This is a genomic window from Pseudohaliea sp., from assembly GCF_054552115.1.
Window position 1 is genome coordinate 1 of sequence record NZ_JBTOLW010000030.1, and the last position, 22354, is coordinate 22354.

General features: G+C 69.3%; 16 protein-coding genes. 9 read left to right on the top strand and 7 right to left on the bottom strand.

The window, feature by feature from the left end:
- Positions 1–415 precede the first annotated feature (415 nt).
- From ACX93N_RS13300 to ACX93N_RS13310, 3 genes are read left to right on the top strand one after another with little or no spacing between them, the layout of a single operon-like run.
- Positions 416–3334, top strand: coding sequence for a PAS domain S-box protein (locus tag ACX93N_RS13300; RefSeq protein WP_459428919.1), 2919 nt, complete (start codon positions 416–418; stop codon positions 3332–3334).
- A gap of 18 nt (positions 3335–3352) precedes the next feature.
- Complete coding sequence (locus ACX93N_RS13305; RefSeq protein ID WP_459428920.1) at positions 3353–5716, top strand: PAS domain-containing sensor histidine kinase; 2364 nt, start codon at positions 3353–3355, stop codon at positions 5714–5716.
- Positions 5717–5754: 38 nt separating this feature from the next.
- Complete coding sequence (locus ACX93N_RS13310; protein WP_459428921.1) at positions 5755–7098, top strand: hypothetical protein; 1344 nt, start codon at positions 5755–5757, stop codon at positions 7096–7098.
- 52 nt (positions 7099–7150) lie between these two features.
- Here the strand turns inward: ACX93N_RS13310 and ACX93N_RS13315 are convergent, their stop codons facing one another.
- Positions 7151–8491, bottom strand: coding sequence for an MFS transporter (locus ACX93N_RS13315; RefSeq protein ID WP_459428922.1), 1341 nt, complete (start codon positions 8489–8491; stop codon positions 7151–7153).
- Between the two features lie 90 nt (positions 8492–8581).
- On the opposite strand from ACX93N_RS13315, the gene ACX93N_RS13320 reads away from it, so the two are divergent.
- On the top strand, positions 8582–9382 hold the full coding sequence (locus ACX93N_RS13320) for a glycerophosphodiester phosphodiesterase (protein ID WP_459428923.1): 801 nt from the start codon (positions 8582–8584) through the stop codon (positions 9380–9382).
- An 80-nt stretch (positions 9383–9462) separates the two neighbouring features.
- On the opposite strand, the gene ACX93N_RS13325 is transcribed toward ACX93N_RS13320, so the two are convergent.
- The gene (locus ACX93N_RS13325) at positions 9463–10293 is read right to left on the bottom strand and encodes a class I SAM-dependent methyltransferase (protein ID WP_459428924.1); all 831 of its coding nucleotides are present in this window, start codon (positions 10291–10293) and stop codon (positions 9463–9465) included.
- A 233-nt stretch (positions 10294–10526) separates the two neighbouring features.
- Here ACX93N_RS13325 and ACX93N_RS13330 point away from each other — a divergent pair, with 233 nt between their 5' ends.
- Positions 10527–11189: a winged helix-turn-helix transcriptional regulator gene (locus ACX93N_RS13330; protein ID WP_459428925.1), complete on the top strand. Its 663-nt coding sequence runs from the start codon at positions 10527–10529 to the stop codon at positions 11187–11189.
- Between the two features lie 101 nt (positions 11190–11290).
- Here the strand turns inward: ACX93N_RS13330 and ACX93N_RS13335 are convergent, their stop codons facing one another.
- On the bottom strand, positions 11291–12916 hold the full coding sequence (locus ACX93N_RS13335) for a tRNA-dihydrouridine synthase (RefSeq protein ID WP_459428926.1): 1626 nt from the start codon (positions 12914–12916) through the stop codon (positions 11291–11293).
- A 78-nt stretch (positions 12917–12994) separates the two neighbouring features.
- Complete coding sequence (locus tag ACX93N_RS13340) at positions 12995–13669, bottom strand: class I SAM-dependent methyltransferase (protein WP_459428927.1); 675 nt, start codon at positions 13667–13669, stop codon at positions 12995–12997.
- Between the two features lie 133 nt (positions 13670–13802).
- On the opposite strand from ACX93N_RS13340, the gene ACX93N_RS13345 reads away from it, so the two are divergent.
- The gene (locus ACX93N_RS13345) at positions 13803–14651 is read left to right on the top strand and encodes a hypothetical protein (protein WP_459428928.1); all 849 of its coding nucleotides are present in this window, start codon (positions 13803–13805) and stop codon (positions 14649–14651) included.
- Positions 14652–14716: 65 nt separating this feature from the next.
- On the opposite strand, the gene ACX93N_RS13350 is transcribed toward ACX93N_RS13345, so the two are convergent.
- Positions 14717–16189 carry a protein adenylyltransferase SelO gene (locus tag ACX93N_RS13350; protein ID WP_459428929.1) on the bottom strand — a complete coding sequence of 491 codons (1473 nt, stop codon included), beginning with the start codon at positions 16187–16189 and terminating at the stop codon, positions 14717–14719.
- A 135-nt stretch (positions 16190–16324) separates the two neighbouring features.
- Here ACX93N_RS13350 and ACX93N_RS13355 point away from each other — a divergent pair, with 135 nt between their 5' ends.
- From ACX93N_RS13355 to ACX93N_RS13365, 3 genes are read left to right on the top strand one after another with little or no spacing between them, the layout of a single operon-like run.
- Positions 16325–18199, top strand: coding sequence for an N-acyl-D-amino-acid deacylase family protein (locus tag ACX93N_RS13355; protein WP_459428930.1), 1875 nt, complete (start codon positions 16325–16327; stop codon positions 18197–18199).
- 34 nt (positions 18200–18233) lie between these two features.
- Positions 18234–19832 (top strand): amidohydrolase family protein, encoded by a 1599-nt coding sequence (locus ACX93N_RS13360; protein ID WP_459428931.1) that lies wholly within the window; start codon positions 18234–18236, stop codon positions 19830–19832.
- A 30-nt stretch (positions 19833–19862) separates the two neighbouring features.
- Complete coding sequence (locus ACX93N_RS13365) at positions 19863–20231, top strand: YMGG-like glycine zipper-containing protein (RefSeq protein ID WP_459428932.1); 369 nt, start codon at positions 19863–19865, stop codon at positions 20229–20231.
- Here ACX93N_RS13365 and ACX93N_RS13370 read toward each other — a convergent pair.
- Complete coding sequence (locus ACX93N_RS13370; protein WP_459428933.1) at positions 20228–20476, bottom strand: hypothetical protein; 249 nt, start codon at positions 20474–20476, stop codon at positions 20228–20230. The genes ACX93N_RS13365 and ACX93N_RS13370 overlap by 4 nt on opposite strands.
- 13 nt (positions 20477–20489) lie before the next feature.
- The gene (locus ACX93N_RS13375) at positions 20490–22328 is read right to left on the bottom strand and encodes an AsmA family protein (RefSeq protein WP_459428934.1); all 1839 of its coding nucleotides are present in this window, start codon (positions 22326–22328) and stop codon (positions 20490–20492) included.
- Positions 22329–22354 lie beyond the last annotated feature (26 nt).

A 22354-nucleotide genomic window follows, 5' to 3' on the forward strand; every position in this document is an offset into this window, starting at 1 on the left:
GCAAGCCGTTTTCGATTAATCTGGCTGGTCCTACCACCTACAAAAGAGCCCCGCACCCGCGGGGCTTTTTTGTAGGTGGTTGAATCCCGGGCAGGAGAACTGTCTTCGACAAATTGCGCAGCAGTTTGAACGAGCGCCGCAGGCGCGCAGCCCACACCCTGCGCACGATTTCCCTGGCCCGCTCACCAGCCGGGCCTCGAGACAGACTAGCCTTGTCCGCTGCGACTGTGCTATCAAACCGGAAAGAAAAAAGCGCTGCCGCGGCCCGGTCGTTCCCGGATCGCGCGTGGGCGAGGCCGATCGGGATCGATGCATTGCCAGTGAAGGGGGCCTTCACACGGGTGGGCCAGATGCCGGATCAACCCCCAGCAACCGTGTCCGGGCGTCCCGGCCACGCCGCCCAGGAAGCCCCCGGATGCAAGCTCCCGCCCGCCCCGAGACCGAAGCCGAGCGCCTGGCGGCCCTGCTGGACTGCCGGCTGCTCGACACCCCCGACGAGGAGTGCTTCGACCGGCTGACGCGGCTGGCCCGCGCGACCTTCGGCACGCCCATTGCGCTGATCTCCCTGGTCGATGCGGAGCGCCAGTGGTTCAAGTCCCGCCAGGGCCTCGAGACCCGCGAGTTCCCCCGCGATGTCTCCTTCTGCGGCCACGCGATTCTCGGCGACGACATTTTCCAGGTGCCCGACGCCAGCCTCGACCCGCGTTTCCAGGACAACCCGCTGGTCACCGGCGAGCCGCGGATCCGCTTTTACGCCGGCGCTCCCCTGGCCACCCGGGAGGGGCATCGCATCGGTACGCTGTGCCTCATCGATACGGCCCCGCGACGGCTCGACGATGACGGGCTCGCCCGGCTGCGCGACCTCGCCGCCTGCGTGGAGACGGAGCTGGAGCTGCGCCGGCAGGAACTGCACAGCGAGGCGCTCGCCCTGCTGGCGCGGATCGCCGCCCAGGAGACCGCGGATACGCCGCGGGCCCTGCGCGAGGCCCTGAAGCTCGCTTGCAGCTACCTCGACATGCCGCTCGGCGTCATCAGCCGTGGCGCGGGCGATGACTACCAGGTCCAGCTGCACGTCTCTCCCCCGGACATGCTGCGTGAGCAGCAGCGCTGCCCGCTGGCGCGTACCTACTGCAGTCTCGCCCTGGCGGCGAAGGACGTACTGGCCATCGGCCGGGTCACCGGCAGTGAATATGAGGGGCACCCCTGCCACGAGACCTTCGGCCTCGAAAGCTATATCGGCGTGCCCATTTCCATCCTGGACGAACCCTACGGCACCCTGGGCTTTGCGGCCTTTGAGCCGCGCGACCCGGACGTGTTCAGCCGTTCCGAGCGGGAGTTCGTCCGCCTGCTCGGCCGCTGGGTGGCGAGGACGCTGCAGCGCTGGCAGCTGGATGAATCGCTGCAGCAGAGCGAGGCCCGCCTGCGCCGGCTCTTCGAGCTGTCGCCGGTGGGCATCGCCCTCAACGATTTCGAGACCGGGGACGTCATCGAGGCCAACGACGCCCTGATCAACGCCACCGGTTACACGCGCGAGGAGTTCTTCGCCCTTCGTTACCGGGACCTGACGCCCACCTATTACGCGGAGGAGCGGGAAGAGGCCTTGAAGGCCCTGGAAACGACGGGCCGCTATGGTCCCTGGGAAAAGGAGTACATCGGCAAGGACGGCCAGCCCTTTCCGATCGTGTCCAAGGGGGTGCTGTTGCGCGACCCCTCCGGCCGGCGCCTGATCTGGTCCATCGTCGAGGACGTAACGGATCAACGGCGCGCGGAGGAGAAGCTGCGCGCGTCGGCCACTTTCCTCGAGAGCATCGTCGAGAACATGCCGGCCATGATCTTCCTGAAGCACGCCGCCGACCTTAGCTTCGCCCTGCTGAACCGCGCCGGCGAGGAACTGCTGGGCCGCTCCCGGACCGAACTGATCGGCCGCAGTGATTTCAATTTCTTCCCGCAGCAACAGGCGGAGTTCTTCAGCCGCCAGGACCGCCTGGTACTGGAGAGCGCGGACGTCGTGGACATCCCCCGGGAGCCGATCGAAACCACCGCGGGGACCCGGATCCTCCACACCCGGAAGCTGGCGCTGCGCGACGCCCGGGGCGAGCCGGAATATCTCCTTGGCATTTCCCAGGACATTACCGAGCGCGTGCAGGCGGAGGCGGCGCTGCTCGCCGCCCGGGACGAGGCCGAGCGCGCCAACCGCGCCAAGTCGGAGTTCCTCTCCGTCATGAGCCACGAGCTGCGCACCCCCATGAACGCGATTATCGGCTTCGGCCAGCTGCTCGACTATGACGAGGGCCTGAGCGCGGATCACCGGGAGAATGTGCGCGAGATCCTCAAGGCGGGCGAGCACCTGCTGCAGCTCATCAACGAGGTGCTGGACCTGGCCAGGGTGGAGTCCGGCACGGTCAAGCTGTCGCTGGAGCCGGTAGCGGTCGGCCCCCTGGTCGAGGAGTGCCTGGGCCTTGTCGTCACCCTGGCCGAGCAGCGCGGCATCGATGTCCGCCTTGACGACCCGGGCCCCGTCCAGGTCCTGGCCGACCGCACCCGCCTGAAACAGGCCCTGCTCAACCTGCTCTCCAACGCCATCAAGTACAACCACGAGGGGGGGCGGGTGCGGGTCGCCGTGGAAGCCGGGGCCGGGGAAGCGCTCCGCATCGTGGTGGCCGACACCGGTCCCGGCATTGCCGCAGACAAGCTCGACGGGCTGTTCAGGCCCTTCAACCGCCTCGATGCCGAGCACAGCGACATCGAGGGTACGGGCATTGGCCTGGCGCTGACCCGGCGGATCGTCGAGCTGATGGCGGGCACCGTCGGCGTCGAGAGCGAGCCCGGGGTGGGAAGCCGCTTCCGCATCGAACTGCCCGCCGCGTCGCCGGCGGCCGCCAGCCCCGGGCCCTCAGGCGATGCCACGACCGCCGCGGTCCCGGGTCCGGCACAGGACAGCGCGCAGGAGCAGCGCCGCAGTGTTCTCTACATCGAGGACAACCCCGCGAACCTCAGGCTCATGGAGCAGATCCTCGCCCGGCGGGGGGACGTGCACCTGCTGACGGCCCACACGCCCGGCCTCGGGATCGAGCTGGCCATGGCCTGGGAGCCGCAGCTGATCCTGCTGGACATCAACCTGCCGGGCATGGACGGCTACGAGGTACTGAAGGTGCTCGGAGCCGAGGAGCGCACCCGGCGCATCCCCGTGGTCGCCGTCACCGCCAACGCCATGCCGCGCGACATCGAGCGGGGCAGGCAGGCCGGCTTCGTCGACTACCTGCCGAAGCCGCTGGCGATTCCACAGCTTAACGCTCTGCTGGACCGGCTCCTGAGCCGGGCCGCGGAGCCCTAGCGGGCCGGGGGCAGGGAGATGCGTCGCCGAATTCCGCGGCCGATGACCGAGGCGCAGCTGCGCCGCTCCATCTACGGCACGGTGCTGCTGACCGTGCTGGTGCCACCCTTCCTGGGCGGTTCGCTGATGGGTTTTGCCGGTTTCTACCCCATGCCGGAGTTCTACCACGCCTTCCTCCACCTGACCGGCGCCTACTTTGCCCTGGTGCTCGCCACCGCGCTGGCGCTGACGCCGCGGGCGCTGCGCTTCGTCCTGGCCACGGCCGAGCTGCCGGCGGCGCAGGCCCGGGCGAGGACCCGCTGGCTGCTTGCGCGGGTGCCCTGGCTGCTGCTGTGCCTGGTTACCGCCTATTCGGTCATCGGTGTCATCACGGTCGACTGGTCGCTGGCGGACCTGGGCTACGCCAGCTACAGCCTGCAGGAGCACCTGCTCCACCAGGCCGGTCTCGTCCCCGTGCTGCTGGTCACGATCTTCCCCGTCTATTCCTACTTCACGGACAGCCTGGGCCGCTACCTCGCCCCGCGCGGCATCCGCGTCAATGCCGCGCCACTGTGGGTCAAGCTGCTCATGCTCGGTATCGTCACGCCGCTGCTCATCGACACCCTGCTGGTGGGCTATTTCTACAACCACACGGGCTATTTCGAGGCGGAAACGCTGGCTATCTGGCTCACGCTGCTGCTGCTCGCCGCGGGTGGGACCCTGCTGGCCATGGACAGTTTCCGGCAGGCGCTGGCGCCGCTGCGCGCCTTCGTGCAGGAAGCCACGAGCGCCGGCCCGCCGGAGGCCATGCCGCCACCGCTGTCGCTGGACGAGCTCGGCCTGCTCTCCGCCCGGCTGGGGGACATCACCCGCTCCCTGCGCCTGAGCGAGGCCAAGCTGAACGAGGCACAGCGCCTGGCGCGAGTCGGCAACTGGGAGTTGGACCTGCGCAGCGGGAGCCTGTCCTGGTCCGACGAGGTCTTCCGCCTCTTCGAGATCGACCGGGACGGGTTTGCCGCCAGCTACGAGGCCTTCCTCGCCGCCATCCACCCGGACGACCGCGCGCTGGTGGACGCCCGCTACCGGCGGTCGCTGGAGGAGCGAGAGCCCTACACGGTGGTCCACCGCCTGCTCATGCCGGACGGGCGCATCAAGTGGGTGGAAGAGCGCTGCTCGACCGACTTCGCCGCGGACGGCACGCCGCTCGTTTCCCGCGGTACCGTGCAGGACGTCACGGAAAGGTACGAGCTGGAGCAGCAGCTGCGCCAGCTGAACGAGCGCCTCGAGCAGCGCGTCGCCTACCGAACGGCCGAGCTGCAGGAGCAGAACGAGCGCAACGAGGCCGTGCTCAGGACCACGCCGGACGGCTTCTTCGCCGCCGACAGCGAGGGCCGGCTCACCTACGTCAACCCGGCCTTCTGCCGCTTGCTGGGCTACACGGAAGAGGAAATGGCGGCGCTGTCGGTCGTGGACATCGAGGCCATCGAAACGTCGGCCGGGGTGGCCAAGCACATGGCCAGGATCGAGCGGCTGGGCTACGACCGCTTCGAGACCCGGCACCGTCGCAAGGATGGCACGGAGATCGATGTCGAGGTCTCGGTGAGTTTCGTCAGCGCCGGTGGCTACCCCTCGTTCTTCACCTTCGTGCGCGATATCAGCGAACGCAAGCGGAGCGAAGAGGCGATCAGGCTGGCCCGGGAAGAGGCGGAGCGAGCGAACGCGGCAAAGACGGATTTCCTGTCGCGCATGAGCCACGAACTGCGCACGCCGCTGAACGCAATTCTCGGCTTCGGCCAGCTGCTTGAGAGCGACAGCGAACGCCCCCTCGACGCGGTGCAGGCGGAGCAGGTCGGCGAGATGGTGCAGGCGGGGGAGCACCTGCTGGCGCTGGTCAACGAAGTACTGAACCTGAGCCGGATCGAGCGCGGGGAACAGGAAAGCCGCTCCGAGGCGCTCTCCGCGGCGCCGCTGGTCGCGCAGTGCCTCCGGCAGCTGGAGCCCCTGGCGGCGCAGCGCAGTATCACCCTCGATGCGCAGCTGTCCGAGGACTGCTGCCGGGTGCTGGCCGACCCCATGCGGCTGCGGCAGGTGCTGCTCAACCTGCTTTCCAATGCCATCAAGTACAATCGCGACGGTGGCACCGTCCGGGTCTTCTGCTCGGTCGCCGGAAGTGGGGTGGCCAGGATCAGCGTGGAGGATTCGGGCCCCGGTATCACGGCGGAGAACGAGGCGCGGATCTTCCTGCCCTTCGAGCGGCTGGAAACTGCCTACGAGGGGGTGGAGGGCACCGGTATCGGCCTCGCCGTCGTGAAGATGCTGATCGAGGGCATGGGCGGCCGGGTGGGCGTTGACAGCACGGTCGGCAGCGGCAGCACCTTCTGGTTCGAGCTGCCGGCGGCGTAGCTTTCCCGTCCACGGCAGCTGTGTCATCTTGCGGTGTCATGGACACGCATCCCGCTCCCGCCGGCGCGGCCCGCTGTGCGCTCGCAATGCTCGCCTGCCTGCTACCGGCCCTGGCGGGCGCGGCGCACCCGAACAACTCCATCGCGCCCCGCATCCCGCCGGCAACCCCCTACGGCTATAACATCAGCCTGAGTAACGACCCCCGGCGACGCGACGGCGAGCGGGCCCCGGTGCCTGCCGAAACGCCACTACCGCTCATGGACTATCACGCCACCGAGGCGCAAGCCGGTGCCTATACGGCGGCGCTCATCGAGCCGGCCGGTGATCTCGGACGCGCCCTGCAGGCCCGCGGCGACCACCGCGAGGCGCTGCCGTACCTGAGGCGCGCCATCCACCTGGCGCGGGTCAACGAGGGGCTGGCGACGCCGACCCAGCTGCCGCTGCTGGAGCGGGTGCTGGCCAGCCAGCTCGCCCTCGGCGACCGCGATGGGGCGGCCGGGACGCAGCGCTACCTGCTGCGCCTGCGTCTCGCGAATGCGCCGGATGAGGCCGCACGACAGGCGGCGGTGGCGGAATACGCGGACTGGCAGCGGGGACGCTACCTCGCCCGCGAGGGGTTCGAGACCTACCGCTTCCTGGTCGACCTGCGGGCCGTGAACGAGCGTGAGCTCGAGCGGCTTGAGGCCGCGGAAGCGGCCGGGACGCCCGCGGCGGACCTGGCCCGGCTGCCCTACCTGCGCGACATGCTGCGCACCGAGTACCTGGTCTCGCGCTACGAGGGAGAGCGCAAGGAGACCATCCGCATGCGCGCCGGTTCCTCGGCGAACCGGAGCTATGCGCCCTCGCAGAGCCTGGAGGCCGAGGACTTCCGCCTTCTGCGCAAGTACAACTACCGCGGGGGGCGGCAACTCGCCGAGCGCATCATCGAGATCCACCGCGCGCAGCCGGAGCCGGACCGCGCCGCGCTCGCCCGAGCCCTGCTGGACCTCGGCGACTGGCACCTCTGGTGGCACCAGCCCGGCTCGGCCCTGCGCAGCTACCGCGAAGCCTGGAACCTCTACGCGAACGACGGCGACCCGGCGACCGATCCCGCCGCGCTGTTTCCCGCCCCGAGGGAACTGCCGGTCGCCTCACCCTTCTTCACGGCGGCGCCGCCGCCGGACGAGCACCTCGAGCCCGCCGAGGGGCAGGCCCGTTTCAAGGTCAACCGGCTGGGGCAGGCTCGGGACGTGGAACTCGCCGTGCTCGAGGCCCGCGACGCGGAGGCGGCACGCACCGCGCTCTACCGCATGCTGAAGGAATTCCGCTTCCGGCCGGTGCTGCGCGGGGGCGACGCGGTCGAGAGCGGCGAGCTCACGCGCCGCTACAGCTATCGCTACTGAGCAGCCGAACGGGAGGGCGACTCGACGCAGCGCCGGCGCCCGCACTCCCGGCTCAGCCTGGCGGCGGGGAGGCCGATAGCGCCGCGCCGCGCCCCCTTGCCTCGTCCACGAAGAACAGCGCTGCCATACCGGCCAGGAACAGGGCGAGGGTGGAGAGCAACGCCAGCCGGTGGTCGCCGCCGCTGAGGCGCCCGACCAGGCCGTAGCTGAGTGGGCCGATGATGGCCGCCGCACGCCCGGCCAGCCCCCACAGGCCAAAAATCTCCGCGTTCCGTGTCTGCGGTGTCAACTGGCCGACCAGTGCCCGGCCGCCGGCCTGCGTTGAGCCCATGGCCAGGCCCATGAGGTTTCCCGCCAGCCAGAGGTCGGCGGGGCTGCTGGCGAAGTAAGTCCAGCCGATCGCGGCGACCCACAGAAGCAGCGCCCCGGTCAGACTGCGCACGGAGCCGAAACGGTCCTGTGCGAAGCCGAATACGAAGGCGCCCAGGGCTGCGGTCAGGTTGACCACCATGATCAGCAGGATGAGCTGCTGGCTGCTGAAGCCCATGACTTCCTGCGCGTAGATCGCGGCGATGACGACGACGGTTGCCACGCCGGACTGGAACAGCGTCAGGCAAAGCAGAAAGCGGAACAGGTCCGGCAGCTCCGCGGCCCGGGCCAGCGTCTGCCGTACCCGCTCGAAGCCGAGCCGCGCCCATGAGCGCCCCGGCGGCTGGGGCCTTGGCTTCGCGCGTTCCCGGAGCCAGAGGAAGGTCGGTGCAGCGGTGACCGCGAAGATCGCGGCGGTGATCAGCAGTGCGACGGGCACGTAGTCAGCGGGGCCTTGGCCGCGGGCGTCCGCCCAGCTGATCCAGGCGAGGCAGCAGCAGAGCGTCAGCAGGCCACCGAAATAGCCGATGCTCCAGCCGAAGCCCGAGATGCGCCCCATGCGGTCGGCGTCGGCAAGCTCCGGAAGGAAGGCCGCGATCAGGTTCTCGCCGCAGGCAAAAGCCACTGCCGACAGCACGACGAGGGTCATGGCAAGCGCGACCTCCCCCGGTCCCGCGACGCCGAGCAGCGCGGTGGCCGCCACGCAGGTCGCGGTGGTGATCAGCAGAAAGGGTTTCTTGGTCGCCCGGATGTCTGCGATGGACCCGATCACCGGCCCGGCGAGGAGGACAAGCAGGTTGGCGGTACCGATGGCAAGGGCCCACAGCAGCGTCGCAATGCCCGGTGTTTGACGCTCCAGATCGGCCGCCACCACCGCCACGAAGTAGGCGCTGTAAACGGTGGTGAGGACGACGGTCGCGTAGCCGGAGTTGGCGAAATCGTAAAGGGCCCAGGCCACCAGCTCACGGCGGCCGGCGCTTCCGCTGACCCGTGCCCTGTTGCCGTCCCCCGCGGGCGCGCTCACCCTGACTCCGCGGGCGGGGCCTGACACGGCATGGTCAGGCGGGCTACTATCAATGGCAGGCCCAGCGGGGCAGCAAGCGAGGTCGGAGCCATGGGCGAGGGGCTGCGGCGGCTGAAGTTGAGAGCTGCCGATGCACTGATGGCGGCGATACCGCGGCCGGTACCGTCACGGGCCGCCCTGCAGAACTGTAAGCTCATCTCTCACCGCGGCGAACACGACAACGTCGACGTGAAGGAAAATACCCTGCCGGCCTTCGACCGGGCAAGGGCGGCTGGGGTCTGGGGCATCGAGTGCGATATCCGCTGGACCGCGGACCTGGTGCCGGTCGTGTGCCACGACACATCGGCGCAGCGGGTGTTCGGCCATCCCGCGGTGATCGCTGCGCTGGCCTTCGAAGAACTCCGCGCCGAGCTGCCGCTGATCCCCTCCCTGGCCGAGGTGATCGAGGCCACCGGCGGCGAGACGCACCTAATGCTCGAGCTCAAGGCCGAGCCCTTCCCCGATCCGGAGCGGCAGCGGGCGGTCCTGGCGCGCACGCTCGCTGCGCTGACTCCCGGGGTGGACTACCATGTGCTCGGCCTCGATCCGCAGGTCTTCGACCTGGTGCCTTTCCTGCCCCGGCGATACTGCATTACCGTTGCTGAAGAGAACGTCGAGGCGCTGTGTCGCGTCTGCCTGGAGGCCGGCTACGGCGGCCTCGGCGGCCATTTCCTGCTGCTGGGCCGGGGGGTGCAGCAACGCCTGCAGCCGGGGGGCCAGGTTCTCGGTACCGGCTTTGTCGGTTCCCGCAACTGCCTGTTCCGGGAGCTCAACCGCGGGGTGGAATGGGTCTTCAGCAATGATGCCGCCCGGCTCCAGGCCATCCGCGACCGCCACCTCGGCGCGCGCTGACCCTGCCGCGGCGCTCCCGGTGGGATTTCTCCATGGCTGCAGGCGTTCCCACTATGCAGTGCCGCCTGCTGCCGGGCTCTTCAACGACGGGTGCCGTGTACGACCAGGTAGTCTCTCGGCACGGTAATCCCGAGTTCATCCCTGAACTGCTCGTGGAAGGCGATGAAGTCGGATTCGAACTGCTGCCGGCGCTCGGTGTCGAGGCTGCCTGCGAGGGCCTGTACGGGGCCATAACCATCGACAAAGGTCCGCCAGGCGGCCTCGCCATCGGGTTCCCGGTAATAGGAGGTGCCGCGTTCAAAGCGCAGCTCGAAATCATTGCCCAGGAGTTCCACCAGCCGCTCCCTGTTTCCCCACGAAAAAGGTGAGGCGGGTGGCTGGCCCTCGGGCGGCGGCATGTGCTGCCTGATCACCTTGAACATTTCGAAGACGTTACCGTCCGCTGTCCAGACCGTCAGTACCAGCTTTCTGCCCGGTCGCAGGACGCGGGCCATTTCGGCGACGGCATCTCGGGGCCGGAGGGTGAACATAACGCCGAAGGTGGAGATGACCGCATCGAAAGATCCGCCAGGGAAGGGGAGTGCCTCCGCGTCACCGTCCACAAAAGGAACGGCGAGACGCCGCGCATGTGCGAGTTCGCGCGCGGAGGCCAGCATGTCCGGTGCGAAGTCGGCACCGGTGACCGAATAGCCTCTGTCGGCGAGTCTTCGCGCCGTCCAGCCGGTCCCCGTCGCCAGGTCAAGGATGCGCATCCGCCCGGTCGGCTCCAGTCTATTGATGGCATGCTCAATGGCATCGAGGATGCCGCGACTGATCTCGTCATAGGCGCCGCCGCCTCTCGACCAGGTGGCCGACGAATTCTCGTTGTGGGGGCGCAGCGTCTGTTGAAGATTTTCCCCTGCAAGTGTCATGAGGTACCTCCGCGCGCATCGCGCTCTGTGCCGGTGGGAGTGGGACGAGCGCCGTGCCCGTCCGTGTTCAACCTCGCAGACGCGTTCTCGCGGCGACCAGTGCAGAAAATGCACCGGGCGTGGAAATAGTGGCTTTCAGATGGCAGTGTCGGCGCATGGGCCAGGTGGCCCGGGTGGTTCATTGGTGGCCCGGCGCTGCCTCGCACAAGGCACGGACAACGGGAGGTCGGCGTATGGCAGGCTTCACGGGGTATGGCCAGTTCTGCCCGGTGGCGAAGGCTTCGGAGATTCTCGCGAAACGCTGGACGCCACTGATCGTGCGCGAACTGCTCAGCGGATCCGCCGGATTCAACGAGATACATCGCGGTGTCCCCCTGATGTCGCGCCCGTTGCTGTCGCGGCGCTTGCGGGAACTGACCGGCGAGGGCGTGGTGCAGCATACGGCTGCCGGCATCTATCAGCTCACGGAAGCGGGCCATGCCCTGGAACCCGTCATCCGCGCCATGGGCCTATGGGGTCAGCGTTGGGTTGAAAGCGAAATCAACGGCTCCGACTGGGATGCTGGCGTACTCATGTGGGACATGCGCCGTCGTATCGATACCGATGCCCTGCCGGCGGGGCGGACGGTGCTGCAGTTCGATTTCCGGGACGCACCCGAGGAAATGCGCTGGTGGTGGCTGCTGATCCAGGGCGGGGAGGTGGATCTGTGCGTCTCCGACCCCGGCTATGAGGTCGACCTGTTCGTTATCACCCGGGTGCGGGTCCTCGGGCCGATATGGATTGGCAAGCGGGCGCTTGCGCCGGCGCTCGAGCGGGACGAGCTTCGCCTCCACGGCCGCGTCGATCTAGCCAGCTCCATCAGCCGGTGGCTGATGCTTTCGACCCTCGCCGAATAGCCGCGTCTGCCGAAACGGGAATCGCTGGGAGCAGTCCGAGCATCGGCAAGGCCGTCACGCTGCGAGCGAGTGCGGCTGTGACAGGGGCCGGCAGCGGCGCTTCAGCCTGCTGCGGCGCTGAGGAACGGCCCGTCGACGCAGAGCCGGCGGCCGTCCGGCGCCGCACAGGCGCCGCAGATGCCCACGCCGCACTTGGTCAGGTAGTCGATCGCGCTGAAGATCTGTGAAGGCCGGCAGAACTCGCGCTGTACGGCCTCGGCCGCATGCACCATCGGCGCGGGACCACAGTTGTAGAACACCAGCCGTTCGTGTTCCGCCGGGGTCATGGCTTCGAGGCGCTCACGCAGCAGCTCCGTGACCCGGCCGTGGAAGCCGGCGCTGCCGTCGTCCGTGGAGACGTGCACCTGGGCCACCGCGCGGCATTCCTCGAGGTAGTAGAGGCGTTCGGCGCTGCGCGCGCCGGTGAAGACTTCCGCGTTGCCGAAGTCCCGGGCGAGCTGGTAAACGGCGGCGAGGCCGGTGCCGCCGGCGACGGCCATGATGTGCGCGTCCTCCGGCGGGTCCGCGGGGATGCCGTGGGGGCCGCGGACATAGGCCTCGGTGCCCACGGGCAGCTCCATGAGGGCATGGGTGAACCGGCCCACGTCGATGGCGATGAGGGTGAAGGGGTCGTCGTTCAGGGCCGAGAACGGCTTCTCGCCGAGGCCCGGGATCCACAGGAACACGAACTCGCCGGCCTGCACGTTCACCTTGCGGTCGAAGGTGAGCAGGGCGATGTCGTCGCAGACCCGCGTATTGTCCACCAGGGTCACGGGACGGAAGTGCATGTCGACGTCGTAGCGCACCTGAGCCTCGGCGTGGGCGCCGCCGCCGGCGAGATCGGCGTCCAGGCTGCGGAAGTACTGCTCGATGTCATCGGTGGTCATGCCGGTAAGCGCCGAGCCGATGCCGACCACGGTGGCGCCGGCCTCGCGGGCGGCGCGCACGTCCTCGGCGCTGGAGAGGCCGCCGCAGCCGACGATGGGCAGGTCGCTCACGGCGCGGATCTCGCGCAGGCACTTGAGCGCGATGGGCAGCACGCCCTTGCCGGACATCCCGCCGGCGCCGTTGGACAGCACCGGGTGGCCGTGGGCGCTGGTGTAGCCGGGGCCCACGGTGTTGATGGCGCAGAAGCCGTCGGCGCCCGCCTCCTCGGCGGCCCGGGCGATCGCACCGATGTCCGGCGTATTCGGGGTGAGCTTGGGGATGACCGGCACGTCGACGGCGGCTTTCACCGCGGCGACGATCTCCGCGACCAGCGCCGGGTCCTGGCCCATGGCCATGCCGTAGCCCTTGGCGTGCGGGCAGGAGAGGTTGAGCTCCAGGCCGTCGCAGATCGGGGCCAGCTCGCGGGCGACGGCGACGAATTCCTCGACGGTGCCGCCGAAAATGGACGCCAGGAGGAAGCGGTCGTCCGGCACGGTGAGGCCGGCAAGCACCTCCCGGGAGGCCTCCGGGCCGGGGTTGGTCAGGCCCACGGCGTTGACGAAGCAGCCGGGGGCATACTGGCTGTAGACCGGCTCGCGGTTGCCGGCGCGCGGCACCGGGCCGATGCTCTTGGTGGTGATCACGCCCACCTGCGGCACGTGGTCGAGGAAGTACTGCATGATCGGGCCGGCGGTGGTGACGATGCCCGAGGGGATGGTGAAGGGCCCGGACAGGCGCTTGCCGAAGAACTCTGTAGTCAAGGAAACCCCGCGATAGCTGGCGGTGAGCGGAATGGGGCCATTATACCGCCTGCCGCCGGCCGCGGCAGGCGGACGGGCTCAGACCAGGCGCTCGAAGACGTGGTTGACCTTGCGGCGCTTGCTCGCCAGGCCCAGCTTCTTGCGCGGGCCGGACTTGTCGGTCATCACGAAGCGGTAGGCGATGTCTGTGTGGCGCATGGCGATGCCGTGCACCAACCCGGCCCACCACTCGGGCGGGTGCAGCGTACAGTGGGCGTTCTGGCCGTTGGGCAGGTGCTTCACCGCCGGGTAGCAGGCGACGTTGGCGAACACGAACTTGCGCGCCAGGCTGAACATCTCCTCGATGACCCAGGGCACGTCCGGCTCGGTGATGTGCTCGAGCACGTCGGTGCTGATCACCGCGTCGTAGGGCCGGTCCGGCAGCTCGGCAAAGGGCGCGTGGCCCGGGTCGTAGCAGCGGATCTCGTCGACGCCCCAGTAGTCCTGCAGGCTGCTCACGGTGAGCTGGTTGTCGATGCGCAGGTTGCGCTCGGCGTAGGCCAGGCCCTTGCCGGCGCCGTAGTCGAGGAGGTCCCGGGCGCCGGTGCGGTCGATGAGCGCCTTGATCTCGCGCACGTGGCCCACGAGCATCTTGCCGGGGAAGGTCTCCTCGGCGCTCTTGCCCTCGGCCTGCTCCCCGGCCGTGTGCAGGGTCTCGTACATCTGCACCATGGCGAGGTACTCGGGGCTGGGATTGTCGCGGGTGTAGCGCATGGAACCGGGGTTGTTCCTCGCGGAATGGTGTTGGCCAACGGGAGTCAGCAGCTAGGGTATCACCGGGGGGCGTACCGGAACAGTGTGATCCCGCGTCGGCACTGATTCAGCTGACGCGCACCGGGTAAACTTGATGGCGCTGCCGTCTTCTGTAAAGCTCTCGCTGAACGAAGAAAGTGAGGGGGAGGTTCCAGCCATGCTGCGTTCAATCATCAGGAGTTTACTTGCTGGATCGTTGCTTGCCTGTGCCTCTGCCCTGGTGGCGGCGCAGGATGTATATTATTCGAACAATACGTCCCACTCTGGTGAAATCGCGACTGCGGCCTCGGAGCTCGCCGGTTCGCTGGGCGGGTCGGCCGTCGGCTTTGACGGCAATAGCGGTGCGGAGTGGTCAACGGCCGCAGCCAGCGCCAGCGTAATTCTCCAGGGGCAATCCGCCCAGGTTGCCTCCCTCTCCTCAGCCGAGCGGAGCAATCTGGCCAGTTTCGTCAGTGGTGGTGGCACCCTTCTGTTGCTCAGGTCGCAGGAAAACCTGGACCTGATGAACGAGATCCTCGGTACCTCCATGACAGCGGGAACATCCACGAGCGGTTCCGGCACGCCGGCCATACCGCGGACGGCTGCGGGCGACGCCAGCAGCTTTTCCAGCGCTCCGGCGACGCTGCCTAGCCTCAACGACATGCAGCCGATCAATACAGCGTCCATCCCGCCTTCGGTCCTCAACGCCTATGAACTGACCGGAGCCACCCATGTCGCTTCCGGGGGCCTCGGTGCGGGTTCCGTTACCTATCTGTCCTGGGATTGGTGCTGTGGGGATACGCCTGCGCAGCGCGCAGACTGGGACGCAGGGCTGTTCGCAGCGGCCGGGTTCAGCCCCGCTGAACCGGAGGCGGTCCCGGTGTCCCGGCCACTCGTCACCGTCTCGCTTTGCCTGGCGTTGGCGCTGCTCGGTGCCGGCTATCTGAGGCGCCGCCCCGCCTGAGACCGGCTCGCGCGCTACTGGCGCCTTGCCCGAATGGTCGCCGTGGCTGGCTTCCCGCCCGGCCCTCAGGTCCCGCAGAAGGTCCGCCGGACCTGTTCCTCCGGCCGCGCCGGCCGCGCCAAGTCGGCATCTGCGGGGTCCCAGGTCCAGGGGTTGGCAACCCGCTCTGCCAGGCGCTGGAAGGGCGCGAGGTCGCCGCCCTCGGCGGCCTCGATGGTCGCCTGCACGAGGTGGTTGCGGGGAATGAACACGGGGTTCGCGGCGCGCTGTCGCGAGCGGCGCTGCTCCGGGCTCTCCCCGTCGGCGGTGAGGCGTGCCTGCCAGCGCGGCAGCCAGGCGGCGAGGGTCTCGCCCGGCTGGAACAGCGCCTCAAAGTCCCTGGCCTCCGGCCCGTCGAACTCGGCCAGGTAGCGGAAGGCGAGCGTGAAATCCGCGCCGTCCTCCGCGAGGGCCGCGAAGAACGCCTCTACCAGCCCGTCATCGTCCGGCCGCAGCGCCGCCAGGCCGAGCTTGCGCGCCAGTCCCGCCGCGTGCGCCTCGCCAAACTGCCGTGGGAACGCGCCGAGAGCCTCCTGGGCGAGGGCGATGGCCTCCTCCTGCTGATCGTGCAGTAGCGGCAGCAGCGTCTCTGCGAAGCGGACCAGGTTCCAGTGGGCGATGCCCGGCTGGTTCTGGTAGGCGTAGCGGCCGCCGTGGTCGATAGAGCTGAACACCGTTTCCGGGTGGAAGGCCTCCATGAAGGCGCAGGGCCCGTAGTCCACGGTTTCGCCGCAGAGCAGCATGTTGTCCGTGTTCATGACACCGTGGATGAAGCCCAGCTGCTGCCAGCTGGCGATCAGGCCGGCCTGGCGGGCGATCACTGCCTCGAGGAGGGCGAGTGCCGTGTTGTCGGCACCGGCAAGCGCCGGGTAGTGGCGCTCGATCACGTAGCCGAGGAGTGTCTCCAGCGCCTCCCGGTCGTCGCGCGCGGCGAAATACTGGAAGGTGCCCACGCGGATATGGCTGCTCGCCACCCGGGCCAGCACGGCACCGGGCTCGATGCCGTCGCGCATGACGCGCTCGCCGGTCGTCACCGCCGCGAGGGCGCGGGTGGTGGGGACGCCGAGGGCGTACATGCCCTCGCTCACGAGGTACTCGCGCAGCACGGGCCCGAGGGGCGAGCGGCCGTCGCCGCCGCGGGACCAGGGGGTGGGGCCCGAGCCCTTGAGCTGGATGTCGAAGCGGCGGCCGTCCCGGTCGAGGAGTTCGCCGAGGAGGAGGGCGCGGCCGTCGCCGAGCTGCGGGTTGTACTGGCCGAACTGGTGTCCCGCATAGGCTGCGGCGAGAGGCTCGGCGCCCTCGGGGACGGCATTCCCCGCCACCACGGCAACGCCTGCCGCCGAGGCGAGCCAGTCCGCGTCGATGCCCAGCGCCGCGCAGAGCGGGCGGTTGACGCGGAGGAGCCGCGGCTCACGTACCGGTATCGGGTCCAGGCGGGCGTAGAAGCGTGCCGGCAGCCGGGCGTAGCTGTTGTCGAAGGGCAGGGCGGGTGCGTTCATGCTATGGGTGACTCCTGGCTGGCGGGTGCCGGCGGTGTGGCGCGGCCGGCACCACAGGGGTAACCTTAGCGGCGAAAGTGCTCGCGCGAAAGCGCCGGCGCTCCGGTCAAGTCCCTGTTTTTATTAGGTGATTTTATGAGTGACGGGCAGTCCTGGGACGTTCTCATCCGCAACGCGACGGTCTTCGACGGCAGCGGCGATGCGCCGCGGAAACTCGACCTTGCCCTGCGCAAGGGCCGGATCGCCGCCAAGGGCAGCGCCCTGCCGGCGAATCATGCCGGGCGCGTTGTCGATGCCGGCGGCCTCTGGCTCATGCCCGGCCTGCTCGATATCCACACGCACCTCGACCTGGAGGTGGACCTGGAGCCGACCCTGCCCGAGGTGGTCCGCCATGGCACCACCACGGTGCTCGTGGGCAACTGCAGCCTCGGTACCTGCTTCGGCACCCAGGCCTTCGGCGGGCAGGAGCCGATCATCGACTGTTTCACCCGGGTGGAGAACATCCCCAAGAGCGTGCTGCGCAAGTGCGTGGAGGCCATCACCTGGGACAACACCGGCGATTATCTCGATCACTTCGACGACCTCCCGCTCGGGCCCAACATCGGTGCCTTCGTGCCGCACTCGATGCTGCGCATCGAGGCCATGGGCCTCGCGGACAGCATCAGCCGTGCCCCGACGAGCGCAGAGCTCGCGCGCATGGACGAGCTGCTGGAGAGCGCCATGCGGCAGGGGTATGTCGGCATGAGCACCGATGGCCTGCCCTTCCACTACCTCGCCAACGAGCCGCACACGGACCAGCGCATCCCCACGCAGTTCGCCAGCTTCGGCGAGCTCAGGCGGCTGCTCGCGACCGTGCGCGGCCACGACCGGGTCTGGCAGACCACACCGATCCTGCAGAACCGGGCCACGGCACTGCTCTATTTTGCGCTCACCAGCGGCCGGCTGTTCGGGAAGACGCTCAAGACCTCGGCCCTGTCGGTGATGGAGTTTGCCCTGGCGCCGCGGGCGGCGAAGGCCTTTCTCGGCTTCGCCGGGCTCATGAACAGCCGGCTGTTCAAGGGGAACCTGCACTTCCAGGCCCTCGGCACGAATTTCCGCATCTGGTCCGACGGCATCGTCAGCCCCATGTACGAGGAGCTCGACAGCACCTGCCGGCTCATCGCGAAGGAATACGACGATGTGGCCGGCCGCCGGGCGCTCCTCGACGACCCGGCCTGGGTGGAGGCTTTCCGTGCCGACTGGCACCACGGCCGCCGCGGCCGCAACCTGGCTTATCTCAAGGCAAGGCTCGGCTTTCCGGAGCACATGGTGGTGCGGGAGCTGGACCGGCTGGTCTTCGACGGGGCGCCGGTCCCCGACTGGGACGGCGAGACGCTGCAGGCGGTTTACGAGCGGGTGCTCGCCTACCAGGCGGGTGCCGGCGCTGCGGCGCGCTCCGCGGACGAGGAGGCCGCGCTGGCGGCCTTCCCGAAGCCTCTCGGCGATGACGCCGACTTCATGCTTCACCTGCTGCGCGAATATGACAAGGGCTTCCGCTTCTGGACGGACGTCGGCAACGTGGGCAACCGGGCGACGCTGGACTACCTCCTGCACGAGCGGGCGCTGCCGGGCTTCAACGACTCCGGTGCGCACATCACCAACATGGCCTTCTTCGACGGCAACCTCATGTCCCTGAAGCTGGCGCAGCAGCACGGCCTCGACACCGTGGGCCGCATGGTGCGCCGGCTGACGCGGGAGCCCGCCGAGTTCTTCGGCCTTGACGTGGGCACCCTCGACATCGGTGCGCAGGCCGATATCACCCTGATCGACCCGGAACGCCTTCGCGACTGGGACTGCAACGACACCCGGGAGTACATCTACCGCGACCTTTTCGAGCACCATCAGCTGGTCAACCGCCCGCAGGATATCGTGCGCCAGGTGTTCATACACGGGGAGTCGGTCTGGGAGGACGACGCGTTCACGCCGGTGCTCGGCAGCCGTTCCCTCGGCCGCGCCCTGCGCGCCGCCTGAGCCCCCGCACCGCTGACCGGACAAGGAGAACCGCATGCCTCGCCGCTACCGCACCCTGGCATTCATCCTCGCCCTGGCCGTTCCCTCCGCCTTTGCCGTGGAGCCCGGGGAGGAGGGCATCAGCCGCGTCCTCGCCAGCGGCGAGGTCGATCCGCCGCGCGTTGCACCGCCGCGGGGCGAGGAGGCCCGCGGGCCCTTCCCGCGGCTCACGGTCGCCAACGCCATGCTGGTGGACGGCACCGGCGCGCCGCCGACCGGACCGGTGACCCTTACCATCGAGAACGACACGATCACCCGCATCGCCGGCAGCCGGCCCGCGGATCTCGACGCAGAGGGGGAGGTCATCGATGTGGCCGGGGGCTACGTGCTGCCGGGGCTCATCGATGCCCACGTCCACCTGGGCACCCCGTCGCACGCCGCGGCGGGCGCCCTCACGGACCCGGAGTACGTGCTCAAGCTGTGGCTCGCCCACGGGGTGACCACGGTGCGTGACGTCGGCGCGGTCATGGGCCTGGGCTGGACCCTGGAGCACCGGGAGCGGGCGGCCGCGGGCGAGATCAGCGCGCCGCGGCTGCGCGTGCACGCCATGTTCCCGCCGGAGACGGCCACGGCAGAGGCGGCCCGCGCCTGGGTGAAGGCGGTACGCAAGCGCGGGGCCGATGGCGTGAAGTTCCGCGGTGCCCGGCCGGGCCCCTTCGCCGCCGCCATGGCCGAGGCGAAGCGCCTCGGCATGAAGACCTCCTACCACCACGCGCAGCTTTCCGTGGTGCAGACCAATGTGCTCGACAGCGCGCGCCTCGGCCTCGACAGCATGGAGCACTGGTACGGGCTGCCGGAGGCGATGTTCGAGGACCGGGTGATCCAGGACTACCCCCTCGACTACAACTACGGCAACGAGCAGGACCGCTTCGGCGAGGCCGGCCGGCTCTGGCTGCAGGCGGCGGCGCCGGGCTCGGACACCTGGCAGCGCACCATCGACGAGCTGGTGGGTCTCGACTTCACCCTGTCGCCGACCTTCACCATCTACGAGGCGAGCCGGGACGTGATGCGCGCCCGCAACGCCGACTGGCACGACGCCTACACGATGCCCTACATGGCCCGCGCCTTCGAGCCGAACCCCGAGATCCACGGCTCCTATTTCTTCGACTGGACCACGGCGCACGAGGTCGCCTGGAAGCGCAACTACCGGCGCTGGATGCACTTCGTCAACGATTACAAGAATGCCGGCGGCCGCGTGGTGGCCGGCAGCGACGCGGGTTTTATCTACAAGGTCTACGGTTTCGCCTACATCCGTGAACTCGAGCTCCTGCAGGAGGCCGGCTTCCATCCGCTGGAGGTGCTCCAGGCCGCCACCCTCAACGGCGCCGAGCTGCTCGGTATCGATGACCTCACCGGCACCGTCGAGGTGGGCAAGCGGGCGGACCTGGTGATCGTCGACGAGAACCCGCTGGCCAATTTCAAGCTCCTCTACGGAACGGGACATCGTCGGCTGAACCGGGAGACGGGAGCGATGGAGCGCGTGGGCGGCGTGCGCTACACGGTGCGCGACGGTATCGTTTTCGATGCGCCGGCGCTGCTCGAGGATGTGCGGGCACTGGTGGCGGCGCAGAAGGCCGCAGAGGGCCGGCAGTAGCGCGGTTGCGCGAGCAAGCGAGGAGACGTCATGGCAGGTCGGAAGCGGGCGGTAGTGCTTGCGGCGGGGCTGGTCCTGGCCGGGTGTACCACCACGAAGGAAATCATCATCGATGAGCAAGGCGTCGACATGGCGCGCTACCGGCAGGACCTGGCCGAGTGCCGCGCGTACGCGGAGCAGGTGCGTACCGGGGAGAAGACCGCCAGGGGCGCGGCCAGCGGTGCGGCGATCGGCGGCGCCATCGGTGCTATTACCGGCGGCAGCCGCGAAAGCGCGGCCCGCGGTGCCGGCGTGGGTGCCGTGTCCGGTGCCGCGAAGGGTGCCTCCCGTGGTGAACAGGAAGCCGTGCGGGTCGTGAAGCAGTGCCTGCGCGGCCGGGGCTACCGGGTCCTCAACTAGCGCCCCCGGCTCCGGCGCCGGAACAGGCGCCGCCACCAGGGCCGGCGCGGCCCGGCCTGGAGCTGGCGATGACTCTCGGGCACCCCGTGCTCTGCATACCACTGCTCCCACTCGAACGGCGTCAGGGTGCGAGGCAGCTCCTCCGCCTTTGCCCGGCGCAGCGACTGCGCACGCAGGGAGGTATCGGAGGGCTCTTCCCGTTCCTCGAGCAGCTCGCGGATCAGCCGCTGGTTGCGCGTTTCCATCGCCCCCTGCGCCTCAATCGTTGTCGAACAGCTTGTTCAGCAGCTTGCCGGCCTTTTTCTCCAGCTTCTTGCGGGCCTCGTTCTTCAGTGCATCCTCGATCACCGCCTCGGCGTCCAGAGTGCACCAGTCCTTCGGCTCGCCCGCGAGGTTGCCCTCACAGGCTACCGGGAAGGTAAGCGCCAGCAGCCGCTCGTCGACGGCGCAGGCCGGGTCGAGCTCGCCCAGGGCGGGCCGGAGCCGGCCGCCGATCGTCGCGGTGAAGTCGCCCGCGAGGAGGGCGAGGTCGCCCCGGCCGGCGAGCGCGATGCCGGGAAGCGACGCGGCGAGGCGCTCGAGACGGGCGCGTCCGCTCCCGAAGGCGACATCCGCTTCCAGGGCCTTGAAAGCGGTGTCTCGCGGGAAGGGCTGGCTGAGCCTGTCGCCATTGGCCAGGGCCACCACCCGGCAGAATTCCCGCTGCACGCTGATGTCCTTCACCGTGACGGCGTCTGTGCGCAAGGTCACCGGGCCGGTGAGCGCCTCGACGAACTCCTCGCTGTCGCTGCCGCGACTGTTCACGTCCCAGGTCAGGCTCGCCGAGCCGTTCCCGCTGACGGGGCTTTCAAGGGCCGTCAGGGCGCTGGCGAGGTCGAGATCCGTGACCGCCCCGCGGCTTTCCAGTGTGGCCGGGGCGTAGTGGGCATCCAGCGTTGCCGCGAGGGCGATACTACCGCCGTGCAGTTTCCCGCCGACGTCGCTCAGGGTGACTGTTCCCTCCACCGCGCGCAGCGTGGCGCTGACCCCGGTCAGCCGGTGCGGCCCGAGCTGTACCTCGTCGATGGCCAGGCGGGCGGCCGTGTCCAGGCTGCGCAGCGCATCGTAGGGCAGCTCGCCCGCGCCGGCGGGTTCCCCCCCGGCCGCCCCCGGGCCGGCCAGCGCGAGCAGGGCCGGGGTGAAGCGGTTAAGCTCGAGGCTGGCGTCGATCATCGGGCTCTCGTACCGCGCGTAGCGCACCGTGCCTTCGCCGCGGCTGTCGTCCACCGCGAGCGAGAGCTGGAAGTCGCCGGCGGCGCGGCGGAGATCCATCGCGCCGGAGAGTTCGAGCTCCAGGGGCGCCGTGGTCGGGCCGCTCACCGTGACCGCCAGGGAAGGCAGGCTGAGTCGACCGGCCTCGAGGTCGGTGCTCAGGCGGCCGACGGCGGCGATCTCGAGGGGGGACTCATCGGCACCGCCGGGGATGCTGATCATCAGCTGCAGCGGCGTTTCCCGGCCCGCGGTGTTCACGCCCTCGGCGGTAAAGTGCTTCAGCTGGACCAGGGAGAGTGTTTCATCGGCCGTGTCCACCGTGCGCAGGCGGACATTCCGCAGGCTGAGCTCGCCCACGTCCAGAGCCAGGGGGGCGGCCAGTGCTTCGGCGCCGCCGGCCTCCAGGCGGCGGGCTTCCCGCCGCGCCGCGTAGAGCGCATCGAGCTCGGCATTGGAGAGGCCCACGGTCGTTTCTGCCGCCGCGGCGCGCGCCTCGGCCGGGTCGGCTACGCGGGTGACGTCGGCGTCTTCGATGTAGAGGCGGTCGATTTCCACGCTGCCGCGGACCAGGGGCATCACCGCGAGACCGATACCGAGACTACCCGCGCGCAGCACGGGGCCTCCGGCCGGCGTCTCGAGGGTTGCGTCCTCGAGGGCGAGGGACAGACGCGGGAAGAGCGACAGGGCAACGTCCCCCTGCACGGTAAGCCGGGCGCCGGTCTCGGCCTCGAGGCGCTGGCTGGCCATCGCCACGAGGTGCTCCCGGTCGACGAGGAGCAGGCCGGCGATTGCGGCGAGGGCCAGGACGACCAGGATGATCAGCAGGGCTTGCAGGCTGCGTGCCATGGAAACTCTCCGGTAGATCGGGTCAG